The organism is Galactobacillus timonensis (assembly GCF_900240265.1).
Lineage (GTDB): Bacteria > Bacillota_I > Bacilli_A > Erysipelotrichales > Erysipelotrichaceae > Bulleidia > Bulleidia timonensis.
This window is the reverse complement of record NZ_LT964739.1, coordinates 1,086,345-1,104,545: the sequence shown is the minus strand read 5'-3', so window position 1 is coordinate 1,104,545 and position 18,201 is coordinate 1,086,345. Positions and strand designations below refer to the sequence as shown.

Genomic DNA, 18,201 nt, shown 5'->3' with positions numbered 1-18,201 from the left:
CATCGGTATGTCTCTTAACACGAATAAAGAGGACATCATGGAGCTCTTCGGCCTGGAAGACAGTGATGTGGAGGACTTCCAGTATCAGAACTTGAATGGAAATGCACAGATCTCAGTCCGGCTCGTTCCGCACTATGAGCCCTGCCCGGAATGCGGCTGTAAAACTCCAAGGATCAAAGATTATTACTGGAAGAAGATTACGCACAGTGTTCTTTCTGATCGTAAATGTACGCTGCTTTACCGGGCCAGACGATATGTCTGTCCGGTATGTCATCGAACCTATGCAGAGAAGAATCCATTCTCCTTTGGCAGTATGAGTATCTCCGCATTCACGGTTCAGAGAGTGCTCACGGATCTGAAGAACTATAACGAGACATTCTCTTCCGTTGCGCGCAGGTATCATCTCTCTCCTGCCACAGCTGCCTATCTGTTTGATGATCACGTCAGTCTTCCCAGGAAACCTCTGCCGGAGATGATCAGCTTTGATGAAGTCTATGCCTTCCGCAACTACAGCGAGAAATTCGTCTGTGTTCTTATGGATTTCCAGAGACAGACGCCCATTGATTTCCTGAACTCCAGACGGGAAGATCGGCTGCTCAGCTACTTTATGAAGATCCCGCTGGAAGAGCGGAAGAAAGTCAAAGCCTGTTCCTTCGATATGTACGATACCTATCGAACGGTCATGAAGAAGTGTTTCCCGAACAGTATCGGTATCGTGGACAGATTCCATCTCTGCCAGGAACTGGGACGCCAGACCGACAGTGTTCGAATCCGTGCCATGAAAGGAACCACAAAAGGTTCCGATGAATACTATCTTCTCAAGAAGTTCAACTGGATTCTCTACAGGCATTCCGACAGCAGCACAAAAGATGGTAAGAAGCTGTTCGATCCAAACGGACAGAGAAGATATAACAATCATTTCAAATTTCCGATTAACTACTATGATCTCCGCGAGAAGCTCCTGAAAATAAGCCCTGAGCTGATGGAGTCATGGAATCTGAAAGAAAAAGTATACGACTACTATGAGACCGCCACGCCCAACGATAGGGAGCAGAAACTGAACGAACTGATTACGGAGTTCAGGAAGTCTCAGGTACCGGAAATGCGTCACTTCGCCAGCACACTGACCAAATGGCGGACCGAAATCATCAATTCTCTTACTACCTACGGCTACATCTACAAGGTCGATTCCAAGACCGGCAAACCCAATGCCTATCATAAGCGGATGACCAATGCGATCATTGAAAACCGAAACTCAATCTGTAAGTGCATCAAGAAGAATGCGAACGGCTATCACAACTGGGACAGATTCCGCAACCGCCTCATGTACGTTCTGGACAAGGATGCGACCTACTCATTGAACCCGATACACTCGAATGTCACAAAAACGGCGAAATAAAAACTTGGCCTCACAGCTGTTCAAACCAGTTGTAAGGTCATGTCTTACTTCAGATGACTCGGGCGCTGAGTTCATGATTATGGGGCGCCAGTTACCCCAGAGATTTATCGCTCCGGTTTGACTCTAACCCCACACATTTCAAAAGCGCCGAAAATCCGGAAGCCAAAGGTCACATCACTGTGAACCCGGCAGCTTCCGGACCTTTTTCATTTCAGAGTCATTTCAGGGCCTCTCCCCCAAAGTCTCCCCCAAGGTTTTGGGCTTCTCCCCCAACCTTTTTGGAGAGCCGATTGGAATTAGTTCCATCAGTTTCGACTGGATTTTCTACCATGCAGGAAATGAAAGCTTGAATGGCCCTTTCTTTCCGACCCACACTTCAGATCGTACTTTTCTATGTTAAAAACATTTTTCCTGCGGAACCACTCCTGGTCGCTGTAGTTATTCATCAAATTGCAGAGCCACGCCGGAGTGAAGACCTCTGCTTTTTTCCGAGTTCGCGCAGCCTGCGCTTCCAGCGATTTCTGAATACGCGGCTTGATGATGTCCGCGTGCTGCAGGAGCAGATCCCTGTCGTTCTGCTCTTTATCTGTAAACCCGTTGCCGTACTCCTCTTAGGTGCCCGTCGCCCAGATGATGTTCTTCTTTGTTGATTTATCCTGAAGAAGAATATCGAGGAGCGGCGCTACAGGAGCACTTCCAATGTCTATTAACTTTTCCACTAAGACAGCGTCCCTCCTTCCTCATTCCTCCGTTATCGTCTTATTCTTTATGTGATACGCAATTCCTCTGCTCTCACAAAAGTCAATCACAGTTTTCGCGCATTCATTATAGAAATGCATATGTTCGGCGTAAGCCGTGACTGTCTTGTTATAGTTTGTACGCCCGAAGATAATCCTATCTGTGAAGCTCACTGCCTCAAGGATTTTCTCCAAGTTTTGTTCGATCAGATTCGGTGTTGGGTAGGGCTCAATGCTTACCCATGTTTTAGAGCTAGCATCATGAAGTGCCTTCAAAGCAGCAAGTCGATCTGCATAAGGCGCTGACCCCGGCTCCACTTTCTCTCGGTATTTCTCGTCAAGCGAGATTAGCGTAATGCCGTATTCGTTCTCGCTGTAAAGATCTTTAAGCTCAATAGGGAGGATCCCCTTTGTCAAAACACAGCATTTGATGCTGTCTCTATTGAGCCTTCTGATAGCTGCGAGGCTCATTTCCTGTATTTCAGGATAATCTACCATGAACGGATCTGTTGTGAAGCAGAGCTGCACAGACTGTATCTTGTCCTTTAGTTTCGGTATTTCCTTATCAAGGAGTTCGATTGTATTCGATACAAGGAAGGGCCTGCGCCATTCATCGTAATCCTTAATCTGGCCGAAACGCTTTTTCTGCAGGAAGGCGTAGCAAGGGTACTTACAGCCATGCGAACAGCCGAGCACGTGATTCATTGTATAATCACCGTACTCGACGCCCGTCTGGTAGAGCATACTCTTTCTTTCTATGTATCCAGCTACCTTCATTTAGTTCACCCACCTGACTTTTACCGTTTTTCCATGTCCATCTGTCATAAAGAAAGAGGGCTGGCCTTTTTTTGTATAAGCAGGATGGCGGTCTACTGCAAGTCGTCCTTCTTTTTCAAGTTTCTTTAAAACTTTTTCAATCTCACCTGGTTTGCAAATTGCTCCATACTTTACAAAATATACAGCAAGTGCTTCAGTAAGAGACGTCCAATTGCTGCACTGGGAGAAATGATCAATCACACTGCTTCTTATCTGATCTGCGTCAATAATATTGTTGTTGAAATCCTCTTGAAACAGTGACATCTGTCCGCTGTCCTGAATCTGCTTCAAAAGTTCCCAGCGATTGCAGATGTTTTCAGCCATCAATACACACCCCGCCGGATGATTTGTGGCGTGGATCATTCGGTACTTTGGGTGCTGATTTTGATGTATCCGAATGGGCATATTCAGCACATATTTGTAACTTTGCCTCAGCCTTAAACAGTATTGCTCAGAAAAGAATTCCTCTGCCTCGTAGCCATTTATTTTCCCACTCGTATACTGCTGAATGATATCTACCCAGTAATCGCCACCGGCAATATCATTTAATGCCTGCATGGATTTATCCGAGGCATCAAGAACAGTCGGCTCATATTCTACAAGGTCATCAAAGAAGGAGTCCTCCATTTTCAGTGAGCTTCCCATTACTCTACAACCTTCGCGAATAAAGCCAAACGAGTTCATATTAATAAGCAATTCTATTGAGCTGAACTGACCATTTGCAAATTTATCGAACTTTGAGCAATCCAGCGCCTTAATGCCATAAGGATCAATGTAAAGGAACACATTGTAGCCTTTTTTGCTTTTTAACAGATCGTCGATCTGGTCTTCATAAGCACCCGAAACAATCTCGACTCCAGGATACATTACGAGATTCTTTTTCAAGTCATCCGCGTAATTCAGATCAATAAAAGCCGGAGCAATATTGAGATGACCATCCTTCTTGGTGGAAGCAAGTGCCTGCTGCATGACATCCAGCGCAATGAGAGGAGAGCCGGGCTGGCCGTCATCAAACATACCCTTACCGGCAAAGCAATCGACATATGCGATTGGTCTTCCAGTGTATAGAACTTTAGACATATAAGGTTTGAGATAGCATCCAAGCAGCTCATCCTTTACCTTTGACCACGGCTTTTTTTCTACAAAGAAGTCATCATTCTTTTTCGACATTCCGGTTCACCTCATCCCTATATTAAAACGGCATCTCATCATCTGATTCAAACGAAAAACCTCTTCCTCTGCTGGTACCACTAGGTTTACTTTGTTAAAAGCCTTCAGGTATTTCTCCTTAAACAGCATTGTTGGCTTTCCACAATACTCGCAGTATCTGTCATTTCAAGCATTTCTGTGAGTATAAAATCCTCCCTATTAAGTCAAGACCATTTCGGCTTGAAATAAAGCTTTTTTGAATGTACCTCGAAGTACTTGCCATAGTTATGAATCGATCATTTCTTACATTGAATGCGAAATCATAGAAGAACGGGTTCGTTGAAAACAAGAACGTCTTATTTCTTCAATAAACAGCTCTTGTTCTCCCATCGCTTCTATGGCGGCGAACCTCCCGTGTCTACCAGGATCACTGCATACTGCGCAGGTCCCAACTTCCTTCGTTCCGCTTGTCCATAACCTGGGCGTCGGCCAAGCTTTTTTACGGGATCATGTCCCAAGGTTAATATATCTGCCGACTTGCCACGACAGCACTGCTTGCGCAGCGGACGTTAGCCTGTCATGGCTTATCGGTAATGCTGAACTGCCTTATCATCCGTCGATCACAAGGCAGATCTCAATGTCTGAACTTCAGGCACTCAGATCTGCCTGTGACATATTTCTTTGATGCTTACGCTGCAGCCGGGCGAATAATGTCTGACGTCATCTTCCGACCATCGTACGGGGTCCCTGTTGTCAGAATCTTGTAGAAGACCCTCATTGCTTTACAGCCTACTGCAATCAGAGACTGCATCTTCTTTAACGGGTTCTCTGCACGCGTCGTGTAGTATGCATGGATTGCCGCAAAATCTCTGTTGCGGCTAATGAGTGATATTGCCAGCTGATATACGCACCACCTTAATCTCTTGCGCCCCCGATAGCTGATCCCGCTCTCTCCGTTATGCTTGCCGGAGCTGTCTGCTACGATCGCAAGTCCAGCCAGCTTCTGAAGAGCCTTGGCATCCTTGATTCTGCTGATATCTCCGACCTCAGCCACAAACGTCAGTACTGAGATCGTCCCTACACCGGAAATATTGAGCAGCTCTTTGGTGTTCGGGACCTGCCACAGCAGATCAGTTACTTCTTCCATGATTCGATCCTCTCTTGATCTGTACGTCTCCAGATCATTCAGAAGATCCATCAGTTCCATTCTTGCGGATTTTGGAGCCTCTTTCCGGCCAATGCTGTTCTTCGCGGCTTCGTACAATTTCTCTGCTCTTCTTCTGCCTGCTCCTTTCACTTTGTTATCGCTCCACACCTTCAGAATTCCATCAATTCCTGCCTCTACAATGTCCTGTGGAAGCGGGTATTTCTTCAGAATCATCGTCCCTGTCACATTGTCGACGTTGCCATACACGTCAAGGTATTCCGGGAAGTAGATGGAAAACCATCTGGCTACTCTGTTCTTGATCCTTGCCAGTTCTTCCACTGCACGGGCTCTCTGATTCGAAAGTTCCCTGATTTCCGCATAAACTCCTTCAGGAATATAAGGGAGGCAATAACGCCCGTCGCTTGCCAGTCCTGCTATCACCTTCGGGTCTTTGCGGTCATTCTTAGAAGGATCGTTGTCATCGAGTTCCTTTAACTTTTTGACCGCAGCCGGATTTACCTGCGCAAGAATCATTCCGCTGTCCTTGATGTACGTCCCCAGATTCATCCAGTAATGAGGCGTCGGCTTTCTTCAGCGATTAATTTTCACCTTTCCTCATTCAGACGACGGAAAATATGAAACCGGATCACAATTCCGCAATCCGGCTTTTGTGGGATCAAAAGAAATTCCCTCTCTGATCCCGAATATTATTGTGATGATCAGTCACTGTCTTTCCAGACGTATGAAATTGTGTAATCTTCCGCCTCTTTGGAAGCGTTTATTAGACTGGAAATAGTGTTTGTTGTGCTTATCTTTGTCTGTTTCCAGAATTCATCATTTTTCATCAACTTTTCTTCCTGATTTTTTTCAAGCGCGTCCTTTAATGCCACAAACTCGCTGATGTTTACAGAAGTAAAAATGGAATTCTTCACGTCATATGCCTGAAAGGTATCGTTATCAATCTGGTTTGACATAATATACGGCTCATTTAGCGTAATCTGAATCGTCTTCTTATCGTCATCAACTTCAATCTCAGTATCGTCCAGATTAACACCGACACTGATTACACCAGAATAAGTAAAGACTGTCTTATCAGTAGAGAACGGGACCTTGACTTTTTTAAAAACATAAGCAGATTTTTCATACACATCAGCGTCTGTATAAAAATATTTATACGAAACCAGCTCAGCTGCTGGCACAATAACCTCCCTTATCGTTGAAGGAGTAACATAAAAAGGAGATGGTGACGATATTATAATTGGCGTTGATGTCGGCTGTGGAATGGATGTCGGAACCGGCTCAGGGTTGGGTGAAGGCCTGTTTATAAAAAGAATGGCATTCGTAATCACGAGCCCAATAATAAGCAGCACCATGATAAAAGTCGACATCTTCACTGTCTTTGGTAATTTTGGCTTCTTGTTGTTTTGCCTCTTCTCTATTACTTCATCGTCCTTCGTTTCATCTGTCATAAAGAAAACGGTCCCCCTAACCTTAAATGATTCGAAATTCCCCGAAGTGGATAGTCAGCCTTTATGAATGCAGCCGCTATTCCTGTTGAATATATTGTACCCTGTATTAATGGACAACGAAGGCCAATTTCATCCACCAGTTAAGGCACGTACAGATATGGAAATGAAATATAACAATTTCTGTCGAGAAAACAGAAAAACAGCCATCAGCTATAGAAGAGATGAAATGACAGTTGATGACTGATTGGGGGTAGTTTGTTGATGGATTGTTGATAATTGTTTGTTTCTGCTGGTCCCATCGTGCTTGTGCATGGGATGAGACTATTCGCAAGGCCGAATTATGCTGCTTTTCACTGATCCGCACATGTACGCAGCACAAAGAACTTCTGTCCCGTTTCTTCCTCTGGTTCCACTGATGCCGAAGCGGTTATCCTGCTGCGGTGATGCGGTTTATATCGTGAGTGCGTACATTTCTGACGCAAGGAGCTGTTTTGTGATCTTAAATGCATCAGACCATTGCTGTCTGCGGGGCTGATTCCAATGAATGCTGGGATCAATGACTTTGATGAGAAGCGGCACTTTTTCCTGAATCCACATACCGCGCCTTGCAATGGCGGCAGACGCCCCTCCTTTCATCACAAATCCTGTCGAAACCATTGAGGTTTTAAAGACGAGGTAGTTTGAAACGCCTATCTATTCTGACCTATTCATCCATACATTCATGCACATAAAACGAGACTTTGAACGTTTTCGCCATTTCGTCCAAAGTCCCGTGTCTGCCGCCTGCCGATGATGCATTATGAAAACGAATCAGATGAATCCTTTTTTACCGCCACGTAATGGATCAGATCACCATCCGATGAAACAGTCTGAAGATCATAGTATTTTCTGACCATCGTCACCAGATTTTCCGCCTCATCAAAGGAGGCCTGAATCAGAAGATCAAAATCTTCCGTGTCCGCATTCTCAATATAGGTTTCCCATTGTGCCCCGTAGAATGGCGTCCCCGTGGTCGTCGGCGCAAATACGCTGCCGCCCACCAGAACATAGGCATAGGAATTGTTACTGCCGATCATGACGTCCTGTGATTTCGACTTCAATGTTTCACTGGAACACTGCTCAAAGAATGCCTCATCCGCCGGCTCAATCCAGATCTGCCCCACAGCTTTACTCTGCACAAGATCCGAATGCAGCGTCGAAGCCGGAGATCCGCCGCTCACACGATAGGAAAGCACATCATACGAACACTGACACACAATCGCAGATGCCAGCAGCACCTTTATTCCCTTAGGATCCTCCTGCATCAGAAGAACCAAAGCTACCATCGCAAAGCCGCAGAACCCGCATACCGAAAGCGCACCGTTGTTGGTCGTCTGAAACACAATCAACAAGGCCGCCATCAGCACCCAGAGACATACAATCAACGGCCGCCTGCGCCGCCTGTATGCAGCGTACAGTGCAATCACCACCAGGAAGAAATAACGATAATAGCCGTAAAAGGGGATCACCGTCTTGAACCACACCTGAACCATCGCAAAAAGAAAACATCCAGTGCAGAACAGGACCGCCTTCGACATCCCGCCAAAGACCGGTTTTCTATCGATTCTTCTCCATCCAAGCAGAACGATGAAACACACCGCACATCCCGCAAGGTACCTGAAGGCATAACGCAGCTCACTGCGAAAGGCATCCATCCTGTCCCCCAGCGAATACTGATGCGACTCATCCAGAAGAATCATATGAACCGCCTCAGTCAGACCATGAAATCCACCATTGCCGACCAATGCCGGAACAATCAGTACCATCCCGAACAGCGCACACCACAGAAGATACCTTCCCGCACGCCGGTAATCCTTCTCCCAAAAAAACAGCACAAGTACCGGCATCACCAGCAGAACCATCGTCGGATAGCACACTGCCAGCAGAAACGACTTCAGCGCAAACAGCGCAGCCGACAATCTACCATAGCGCAGATAGTCATACAGATCCATCAGCACATACAGAAGAAACAGCGCCGTCAGATTGGAATGTTCCAGAGAAATGATGCTTTTCGCACTGAACGTAAACACAAAGAGGCCGCTCAGTATCGCAATCTTCTGATCATTGGTCTCCCTGTAGACGAAGCGATACACCGGAACCGTACCCGCAAAATAGAGAATCCCGCTGAACAGCCGGAACAGAAAAACCGCATTCACTTCTGACAGCAGACGGCACAACGCAAACAACGGCGTCATCAGCAGCGCCGAAAACTGATACGGATCAAAGAGATCAACCAGATACATCTGCCCCTGTGAAAAGCGGAACATCATCGAAAACGCATACTGCTCATCCACATCAAAGCCAATATGAATCTTCACCAGAATGCTCGCAGCACAAAGAAAAAACAGTATGACAACCCCGCGATTCCGTTTCTCCAGAAGACTGCTCATATACGTTTTTCCAGAAGGCACACGTTTTCCATGTGCCTTGAAACCTCTTAACTGCTCATTTTTTGTGTTTTGATAGTTCATGGGAACAAATCAATGGGTACCACTGTCTGTGGAAACAAATCCATTTTTACCGCTGTATTGATGAGCAAATCTCCAGGTTTCCTGATTTTTCATAGATCTCGTTGTTCGATATCCAAACGCATCATTAATCTGTTTTGGTCCGCCTTTCATGAAAAATTTTCCAAATCCAATCATCATAGCTGGTGTCAAAAGGCACATGATCAACATAAAAAACCAGAATCCCGTCATAGCTATTCTCCTAACAGGTTCAGATTTACAACCGGTTCAGTATGCCCTGTATTGTTTGCTCATCCTGAATCTGTGAGATTCCGAAACACTTTTTCCCAGCATCTTTTAATGAGGCACCGACATGGTAACCGACTGTGTCATCCAGAATCAGGAAGCGATCATGAAAAGCAGTCATGTGCTTTACCGTAAGATTTGGATATTGCGAATTAAACGTGTAAATATCTCTATTACTAAGCCGCGTATTATTGAAGGTATAAATTGTCACATCAACACCGGGATTCTTCTTTGCCAGAATATTAAGCGTCCCAATATCCACATATCCATCTATCAGAACAATTTTCTTGGTCGCCTTCTGCACTAACGCTATCAGCAGCTCAAATGCATCATAAATCTGCCCATCAAAGAATATTTTCTGCTCTGGCTCCGCATGATCATTAATATACGCAAAAACTTTATCGAACTTCTCATCTGTCTGTTTCTGGTATTCCAACTGCTTTAATTCTACAGAGCTAATACGCTCAAACAAGGCCGCATTATTCGCAATGAAACGGCGCATCTCGACAAATGCATTGATGATCTGAATACTGACCTGAATGGCGGTATCGCTCCTTAAAACCGCAGATAGCATAGCTACTCCCTGCTCCGTAAAGACATATGGCATATATCGCCTTCCGCCTCGCCCCTTCTTTGAGGTCACAAATTGTGACCTCAAAGAATCATATTCTTCCTGCGTTAACTGGAATCGGAATTCCGCAGGGAATCTTGCTAAATTTCTCTTGACCGCCTGGTTAAAAACTTTCGTATCCACTTTATATAGAGACGCCAAATCACTATCCAGCAGGACCTGTTGCCCACGGACAATATAGATGAGATCCCTTATCGGCCTTGTATCAGTCTGTACCTCTGCCGATTCAACTGTTGTGATTTCAGTATCCATAACGTTCCTCATGTATCTTGAGATGCCAATTTGGCTTCTCAAGTTCTGTCTTTAATTGTGTAAGCATGCTTGTACAAATTCTGATTTTTTCTGCGGGTCAACTCTTGCGGAAAGTTTAAGTAGATACATCTGTTTTTTATCCACAGCCTCATTTCCGCATAATGTTTATGTAACATGATAACATTAGGTGTTGTTTTTCTTCCACCCGGCATCCCGAGGCGGAATAAACTATTCTCATCGATAATTGTAATGTCTTCGAGGACGATACAGTATCACTGCCGTACCGCCCTCTTTTTATGTCTTCGTGATGATGATCTTACCAAAACCTTAAATAGCCTTCCCACAGTCGCGCCAGATAGACTTTCTCCTTTTTCCAGACAGAAAAAGCGGCACCGGCCTCTCTTTTCAGAAAGACGGGTGCCGCAGAAATGGCTTGAACACGGGCTTTTCCGGTCCCTTTTTAGTTCTTCCGAATTAGCAGAGCGACTGTCTCGACCGCCACTGTCTGCGGGAACATGTCCACGGGCTGCACCTTTACCGTCTCGTATCCCTTCTCCTTCATGATCGCACAGTCTCTTGTGAGTGTTGCCGGATCACAGCTCACATAGACCAGCCGCCTGGGCGACATGGTCTCGATGGCGTTGAGCGTCTCAATCGAGCAGCCCTTGCGCGGAGGATCAACGATCACAACATCCGGACGAATCTTTGCCGCGATCAGCTTCTTCGCACCGTCCTTTGCATCGGCACAGAAGAACTGAATATTGTTAACGTTATTGATTTCTGCATTCACTTTGGCGTCTCTGATCGCATCCACAACGACCTCGATGCCGTACACCTGCTTCGCATGCTTTGAGGCAAGGATGCCAATGGTTCCGGTACCGCAGTAAAGATCGATCACCGTCTCATTGCCGCTCAGCCCGGCAAATTCCAGCGCCTTACTGTAGAGAAGCTTTGTCGCATAGGGATTGATCTGGAAAAACGAACGCGCACTGATCCGGAACCTGCAGCCCAGAAGATCCTCCTCAATGTACGGATTCCCATACAGCAGCACTTCCTTCCCGTCGAGGATCACATTGTCCTCACGGCGATTGATGATCGCACTCATGGAGCGGATGTTGGGAAACTGCCGCGTCAGTTCCTGAATGAACTGCTCACTGTGACTGAACGGATACTCCCGCACAATCAGACACACCATCACCTCATCCCGCACATGGGCATGCTTGATGAGGACATGGCGGAACACACTGCCGCAGCGATACTGCTCCAGCAGTTCCCTGATCTTCTGAACGATCCGGTTTGACTCCTCGGTCTGCACATAGCATGTCTCAAAGGGAATGATCCGGTTCGAGTGGTTCTGATAGAAGCCCATCTCCACCTTTCCCTGATTCACCTGCACCGGCACCTGGACCTTGTTCCGGTAGTTGAGACGCATCTCACCTTCAAGAATCTGCGGCACATCCACTTCCATGCCGGCATTCTGAAGGAAGAGGTTTCTTACCTTGTCTTCCTTGAAGCTCTGCTGTGTCTCATCGTCCATGTGCATCAGCTGACAGCCGCCGCAGAGCCGGTAAACACCGCACACCGGCTCACGACGGTGCGGACTCTTTTTGAGCAGCTTCACGATCCGCGCATAGCCGTAGTTCTTCTTCATCGCCGTAATGGCCAGCTCAGCCTCTTCCCCTTCGAGTAACCCCGGCACAAAGAACACCAGATCATCAAAACGCACCACGCCCAGCCCATCGTAGGTATAACCCGTACAGGTTCCTGTCCACTGCTCATTCTTCTTCATTCCGTTTCCCCACTGCCTTCTTACAGAAAGAGACCGCATCGCACGGTCTCTGATCACATCACGGTTATCCCTGATTGCCTTCGTTACTGTTGGTTGTTCCTTCATCCGCGGCACCGTCAAGATCCGAACTGCCGCCGCTCAGGTCCGCCGCATTCGCCGAAGCACTCGGTTGCGGATTATTCCGGTCCTCAACCGCCTGCCGCAGCTGCTGCGCCAGTTCCGCGTTCAGCGGCTCGGACATCGTCTGCTTCGCAGGCGCATCCATCGAACTCGTCTTCGTATCAATCACATAGACGAAGGAATCACTGTCACGATCCTTCGAATCAGCGTAGTTATACACATGAATCTCAAGATCGTACATCTTCTCATTGTCATGCTGCGAAAAATAGACCGCCGGATCCAGCGTCGAAGTCACCGAACTGTAGATCTGATCCGCCACACTGTTGGCCGTATCCACCGTCGCATCGTCACTGATATCCGCATACACACGCAGCGTACCGGTTGCCAGTTCCACGTCTGCGCTTTCAACGCCCGACATCTGCTTCACCGCATCCTTGATCGTATCCAGCTGCGCCTTCGTAATCGCCGGATCCAGATCGTTCGCATAGCGATCACCGAGAATCGGCGAACCCGTATCCATCGCAGCCCCCAGCAGAATCCAGCCAAGCACCGCAAACGGAAGAATGAACAGCACCAGAGCCAGAATAAACGGCCCCCAGCCCTTCACACTATTCTTCTTTTTCCTGTTTTTCTTTACACTTTTTTCTGTTTCTGCCATATCCTACCCGTTACACGATTCTATCCGAAACTGCGCCAAAATACTACTGCAGCTCAACGTTTCGAAAGCTCCTGCTGCACAAGCTTCGAAGCCATGCCCGGATTTGCCTTGCCACGCGACTTCTTCATCACCTGGCCGACCAGGAAGCCGACCGCACGGTCCTTGCCGTTCTTGAAGTCAACGATCGCCTGCGGATTCGCGTCAAGAACCTCCTTGACCATCGCCTCCAGAGCTCCGGTATCCGACATCTGTTCCAGACCTTTTTCCTTTGCGGACACTTCCGGATCCCTGCCGGCCATCAGATCATCCACAAGCTCCTTCGCCTGCTTGCTCGAAATACGGCCCTCATCGATCATCGCCACCAGCTTCGCAAGATGCTCCGGCTTCAGCGTCGACGCCGAGATCGTCGTCTCATGCGCATTCAGCCACGCACTTACATCCGCCAGCAGCCAGTTGCACACACTCTTCGCATTCTTCGAATACTTCATGCACGACTCGAAGAACTCAGCCATCTCCTTGTTCGCAATCAGGATGTCAATATCCCGCTGTGAAAGGCCATAGCTCTTCTCATAGCGCTCACGGCGCGCCTGGGGCAGCTCAGGCATCGCCGCCTGAATCGATTTGATCCATTCCGGATCCAGCAGAATCGGGAAAATGTTCGGCTCCGGGAAGAACTTGTAATCCACGTTGCCTTCCTTGCGCCGCATCATGACCGTCGTACCGGTCTTCTCATCGAAACGGCGCGTCTCCTGGAACACGGTACCGCCGCTTTCCAGCACCTTCTTCTGCCGCTCCACTTCATAGTCCACGGCCTTGCCGATATGCGAAATCGAGTTCAGGTTCTTGATCTCGTTCTTCGTACCGAGGTGGCTGGCACCCTTGGGCGCAATGGACACGTTGACATCGCAGCGCATCGAGCCTTCTTCCATCTTGCAGTCGGAGACACCGATATAGTACAGCGTCTGACGCAGAGCCTCTACATAGGCTTCTGCTTCCTGACCATTATGCATATCCGGCTTCGAAACGATCTCAATGAGCGGCGTCCCCGCCCGGTTGAAATCCAGCAGCGAAACCTTCGTCAAATGAAACTGCTTCGCCGTATCCTCTTCCATATGGATCCGCTCAATCCGAATCTTCCGCTTACCATTGGGCGTATCAATCTCCACATAGCCATCCCGGCCAATCGGATGAAACTGCTGCGTAATCTGGAACCCCTTCGGCAGATCCGAATAATAGTAGTTCTTACGATCAAACTTCACCAGCGGATCAATCGTCAGATGCAGCGCCGTGCACGCCTGAATCGCCTTGGCAACCGCCTCACGGTTCACTTCCGGCATCGCCCCCGGCATACCTAGATCGATCTCGTTCACACAGGTATTTGCCTGACGGCCGAACGAAGTCGGCGCCCCCGAAAACATCTTGGTCACCGTCTTGAGCTGAACGTGAATTTCAATACCAATGGTCACATCGTATTCCATCTCACTTCACCTCCGCTCTAAGATCCTTGAGACCCGTCACTTCCTCGATCGCCTTGGCAATGTCGAACATCGTCACTTCTTCCCATGGCCGGCATGTAATGTTCACACCGATCGGGCAGCCTTCTTCAAAGCCCATCGGAACCGTCATCGACGGATCCCCGGAGAAGTTGCCAATCGCCATATAATTCTCCGCAATGACCTGCGCATCACCCAGCTGATCCTGATCCTGCGAATCATCCAGCAAAGGCGCAATGTTTCCGGACGCCGGCGCCATGATCGCATCGTACTCCTTGTAGCACTCGTTCATCGCCTCAACGATCTTCCGGCGCACCTTCTGTGCCTTGCGGAACAGACGCTCCTGATTCTCCTCAAACAGACCGTACGAACCAATGACAAACCGCCGACGGATCAAAGGCCCAAAGCCCTTCGTCCGCGAATTCGTCATGATTTCCGCCATGTCTGCACCGTCCTCACGCACACCGAAGCGGATCCCGTCCAGATTCGAATGATTCGACGCCGCCTCACAATTGGCAATAATGAAGTACGTCGGCAGAATCGCATTCATCAGATCCTGATCAAACGTATACTCCTCAACAACCGCCCCGCGCGCCCGCAGCTTCTCGCACAGATCATTGAAGATCCTCAGCGTCTCCTTGTTCTCAATGCCGTCCAGAACATTCTTGAACACCGCAATCTTCTTCCCGTGCATATCGCTGTTCAAAAGCGCACTGTAGTCCTCCACCGGGCGCAGCGAACTCGTCATATCACGCTCATCACGACCCGCCAGAACTTTTAATGCCAGGCACGCATCTTCAACGTTGCCCGTAAAGTAGCCGACATGATCCATCGAAGAAGAATACGGAATAATTCCATACCGGCTGATGCGGCCGTACGTCGGCTTCACACCGACCACGCCGCAATGGCTCGCCGGCTTGCGCACCGAGTCACCGGTATCGGAGCCGATCGCAAAGGGAACAACACCCGAAGCGACCATCGCCGCCGAACCGCCCGAAGAACCGCCGGTCATACGTCTACGATCCCATGGATTATAGGCATAGCCCGTAAAGCACGTCTTATTGGTACCGCCCATCGCCAGCTCATCCATCGAACTCTTGGCAATGCACACGGCACCGGCCTTCTTCAGCTTCGTCCATACTTCCGCATCATAGATCGGAACATAATTGCTCAAAATACGGGATCCCGCCGTCGTACGGATCCCTTTCGTATTCACATTATCCTTGAGCGCAATCGGAACCCCGCGCATCAGGCCCTCTTGAGGCAGATGTTCCAGCTGCTGCTTTGGATCAACGAACGTAATGACATCGTTCAACTTCTCCTGCAGCTGCTGCGCCTTCGCATAAGCCTCATTGACCCGGGCCTCAGCGCCTTCCCGGTCCCTTACCATCTCTGCAATCGACATTACTTCACCACCTTCGGAAGAACAAAATGTCCCTCAATCTTCTTGTCCACATTGGCAAGCGCATCGTCCTGCGAAATCACGTTTGTCACAACGTCGTCACGCAGAAACGCGGTCGGCTCCTCGAAGGGATAGACCATCTCCTCGACGCCGTCCGTATTCACTTTGTCCAGAAACGACATCTGCTTGAGCAGCGTATGAAACTCCTGCTCCAGCGCCGTCGCCTCATCGTCGGAAAGATCAAACATCAGCTGATGCGCCAGCTTCTTCAAATATTCCGCATCGATTTTTTCTTCCATAAAATGCCTCTATTTCCCCGTATGTACCGTACAATTCTACCCGCGACACCCTGTTTCTTCAACCGCACGGCTCCTCACTGCCCATAGCGTTCCACGAAATCATCTTCCGAAAGGATCGGCACATTCAGCTGATGCGCCTTCTGGTTCTTCGACGACGTCGAATTCACATCATTATTGATGAGAAACGACGTATTCTTTGATACCGAACCCGTCACCTTGCCGCCCTGCGACTCAATGTATGCCTTCAGCTCGTTGCGGTTGTGGTAGTGATGCACATCACCCGTAATCACAAACGTCAAACCGGCACACCTGTTTCCGGCGGCCGCCTTCTCACTTTCCTCGATGGTGACCTGATCAAGCACATCGCGCACCATCGCCTGATTCTTTTCATCCCTGAACCAGCGCACGAAGGCACCGCTCTTTTCCGGACCGATGCCGTCGATCGACGCAAACACATCGTCCTGCGGGGCATTTTCAGCCATCGCAATCAGATCGGACAGCGAATAGACAGACAGCAGCTTCTTCGCCACATCCGGTCCCACCAGCGGAATCGAAAGCGCATAGATGAAACGACGATCCGTCACCCGGCGCGCCTTTTCCACGGCGTCCACAATGTTCTGCGCACTCTTTTCGCCAAAGCCGTCGAGCTGCGCAATCCCGTCCTGATGTTCATTCAGACGGTAGAAGTCGCCGCAGCTGCGGATCCAGCCCGCATTGATGAAGCGCGCAATCGTCGCCTCCGAAATACCGTCAATGTCCATGCCCGCCTTCGACACAAAGCGCGCAAACTTCTTCAGCTGCTTCGCCGTACAGTCCGGATTCGTGCAGTGCAGCGTTTTGGTACCGGATAACGGAGAAACTTCAACCTCCGTCGGCTGATGACATACCGGACATTCGGCAGGAATTTCAAGACTCCCCTCGGTTTTGCGCACATGAATGACCTTCGGAATGATCTTGTTTGCCTTGATCACCGAAAGAATCGTACCCTTGCCACCGATCCCGAGCCGCTCACACTCCGAAATGTTGCACAGCGACGCCCGCTTCACCGTCGTACCTTCCAGCTGCACCGGATCAAACACCGCCACCGGCGTAATCGCCCCCGCCGCACAGGACCACTCCACATGGTCCAGCTGCGTCTCTACCGATTCATCCTGCCACTTGAAGGCAAAGCCCGCCCGCGTCGCATGATGACCCGTCACCGATCCGGTTGAAGCGTATTGTGTATCATCGTACACAATCACAAGGCCGTCCACCGGATACGGATTGGTACCGGAGGTGACCTTCTCACTGAAGGCATCGATGTCCGCCTGCACATGTTCCAGAGTCGGCTCAGAGATCAGCACATGATCCACAACCTTGAAGCCAAGGTTCTGCAGCCAGTCCATCCTCGCTCCCCAGGACACGATGTTTTCTTCCGTATAGACCAGCGTAAAGGGAATCCAGTGAATGTTGCGGCCCGCAACTTCATTAACATCCTTCAGCGTCAAAGAACCACTGGCCAGGTTGCGCGGATTGGCGTAATCTTCTCCGCTCTCGATACGGAAGCGTTCAAAGTCCGCATAGGAGATCACCGCCTCCCCGCGGATCACCATATGGCCCGTATAGGAAACCTCCGGCAGGATGCCGTGAATCGCCGGCGCCAGATGCGTAATGTTCGTCCCGATATGACCATCGCCGCGCGTCACAACCTTCGTCAGCTTTCCGTTGTCATAGGTCACGACCAGCGTCAGCCCATCGAGCTTCCAGCTCATCCAGATGGGACGTCCATCAGCCCAGTGGACCAGTTCTTCCGGCTTCTTTGTCTTGGCAAGGGAAAGGGTCGCAAACTCATGCGCCTCCTTCTCGCCCGGCGTCGTATCAGCACTGACTTTGGCGGTTGGCGATCCGGGAAGAACGATGCCGCTGTCACTTTCAAGCTTCTTGAGCTGATCGAAGAGCGCATCCCACTCAAAGTCCGTCAGAATCTCTTCGCGCCCATTGTAGTAGGCATCGGAAGCCGCATTCAGACGATCAATCAAATCCTGCATCTGCTGTTTAACGTCCATGGC

Annotated in this window: 14 protein-coding genes and 1 pseudogene; 2 read left to right on the top strand and 13 right to left on the bottom strand. The window is 49.1% G+C overall.

What is annotated here, in order from left to right:
• The first annotated feature begins 7 nt into the window (after positions 1-7).
• Complete coding sequence (locus C1714_RS05190; RefSeq protein WP_102341307.1) at positions 8-1,399, top strand: ISL3 family transposase; 1,392 nt, start codon at positions 8-10, stop codon at positions 1,397-1,399.
• Positions 1,400-2,139: 740 nt separating this feature from the next.
• Here C1714_RS05190 and C1714_RS05180 read toward each other — a convergent pair.
• The 4 genes and pseudogenes from C1714_RS05180 to C1714_RS05165 all read right to left on the bottom strand — a co-directional run bounded on the left by C1714_RS05180 (position 2,140) and on the right by C1714_RS05165 (position 6,717).
• Positions 2,140-2,913, bottom strand: coding sequence for a radical SAM protein (locus C1714_RS05180; RefSeq protein ID WP_102342190.1), 774 nt, complete (start codon positions 2,911-2,913; stop codon positions 2,140-2,142).
• Positions 2,914-4,122: a three-Cys-motif partner protein TcmP gene (gene tcmP, locus C1714_RS05175; RefSeq protein ID WP_102342189.1), complete on the bottom strand. Its 1,209-nt coding sequence runs from the start codon at positions 4,120-4,122 to the stop codon at positions 2,914-2,916. It lies immediately after the preceding gene.
• Between the two features lie 667 nt (positions 4,123-4,789).
• Positions 4,790-5,818 (bottom strand): annotated as a pseudogene (locus C1714_RS05170) (IS110 family RNA-guided transposase); the annotation flags it as partial.
• Positions 5,819-5,967: 149 nt separating this feature from the next.
• Positions 5,968-6,717: a DUF4230 domain-containing protein gene (locus C1714_RS05165; protein WP_102342187.1), complete on the bottom strand. Its 750-nt coding sequence runs from the start codon at positions 6,715-6,717 to the stop codon at positions 5,968-5,970.
• Positions 6,718-6,826: 109 nt separating this feature from the next.
• Between C1714_RS05165 and C1714_RS14555 the strand changes: the two genes are divergently transcribed.
• Complete coding sequence (locus C1714_RS14555) at positions 6,827-6,961, top strand: hypothetical protein (RefSeq protein ID WP_280951993.1); 135 nt, start codon at positions 6,827-6,829, stop codon at positions 6,959-6,961.
• A gap of 553 nt (positions 6,962-7,514) precedes the next feature.
• Here C1714_RS14555 and C1714_RS05160 read toward each other — a convergent pair.
• The 9 genes from C1714_RS05160 to ligA all read right to left on the bottom strand — a co-directional run bounded on the left by C1714_RS05160 (position 7,515) and on the right by ligA (position 18,198).
• Positions 7,515-9,146, bottom strand: a complete 1,632-nt coding sequence (locus C1714_RS05160; protein WP_102342186.1) for a hypothetical protein — start codon at positions 9,144-9,146, stop codon at positions 7,515-7,517.
• A gap of 90 nt (positions 9,147-9,236) precedes the next feature.
• Positions 9,237-9,455 (bottom strand): SdpI family protein, encoded by a 219-nt coding sequence (locus tag C1714_RS05155; RefSeq protein WP_102342185.1) that lies wholly within the window; start codon positions 9,453-9,455, stop codon positions 9,237-9,239.
• A 25-nt stretch (positions 9,456-9,480) separates the two neighbouring features.
• Positions 9,481-10,392: an ORF6N domain-containing protein gene (locus C1714_RS05150; protein ID WP_210115258.1), complete on the bottom strand. Its 912-nt coding sequence runs from the start codon at positions 10,390-10,392 to the stop codon at positions 9,481-9,483.
• Positions 10,393-10,852: 460 nt separating this feature from the next.
• The gene (rlmD, locus tag C1714_RS05145) at positions 10,853-12,286 is read right to left on the bottom strand and encodes a 23S rRNA (uracil(1939)-C(5))-methyltransferase RlmD (RefSeq protein WP_245305058.1); all 1,434 of its coding nucleotides are present in this window, start codon (positions 12,284-12,286) and stop codon (positions 10,853-10,855) included.
• A complete protein-coding gene (locus C1714_RS05140; protein WP_102342182.1) occupies positions 12,246-12,959 on the bottom strand; it encodes a heavy-metal-associated domain-containing protein in 714 nt (237 codons plus the stop codon). The genes rlmD and C1714_RS05140 overlap by 41 nt, the downstream gene beginning before the upstream one ends.
• A 53-nt stretch (positions 12,960-13,012) precedes the next feature.
• Entirely contained in the window at positions 13,013-14,437 is a 1,425-nt protein-coding gene (gene gatB, locus C1714_RS05135) for an Asp-tRNA(Asn)/Glu-tRNA(Gln) amidotransferase subunit GatB (RefSeq protein ID WP_102342181.1), read from the bottom strand.
• 1 nt (position 14,438) lies between these two features.
• Positions 14,439-15,857, bottom strand: coding sequence for an amidase family protein (locus C1714_RS05130; protein WP_245305057.1), 1,419 nt, complete (start codon positions 15,855-15,857; stop codon positions 14,439-14,441).
• Positions 15,857-16,153 (bottom strand): Asp-tRNA(Asn)/Glu-tRNA(Gln) amidotransferase subunit GatC, encoded by a 297-nt coding sequence (gatC, locus tag C1714_RS05125; RefSeq protein ID WP_102342180.1) that lies wholly within the window; start codon positions 16,151-16,153, stop codon positions 15,857-15,859. Before gatC ends, C1714_RS05130 begins: the two co-directional genes overlap by 1 nt.
• 74 nt (positions 16,154-16,227) lie before the next feature.
• A complete protein-coding gene (ligA, locus tag C1714_RS05120) occupies positions 16,228-18,198 on the bottom strand; it encodes an NAD-dependent DNA ligase LigA (protein ID WP_102342179.1) in 1,971 nt (656 codons plus the stop codon).
• Positions 18,199-18,201: the final 3 nt, after the last annotated feature.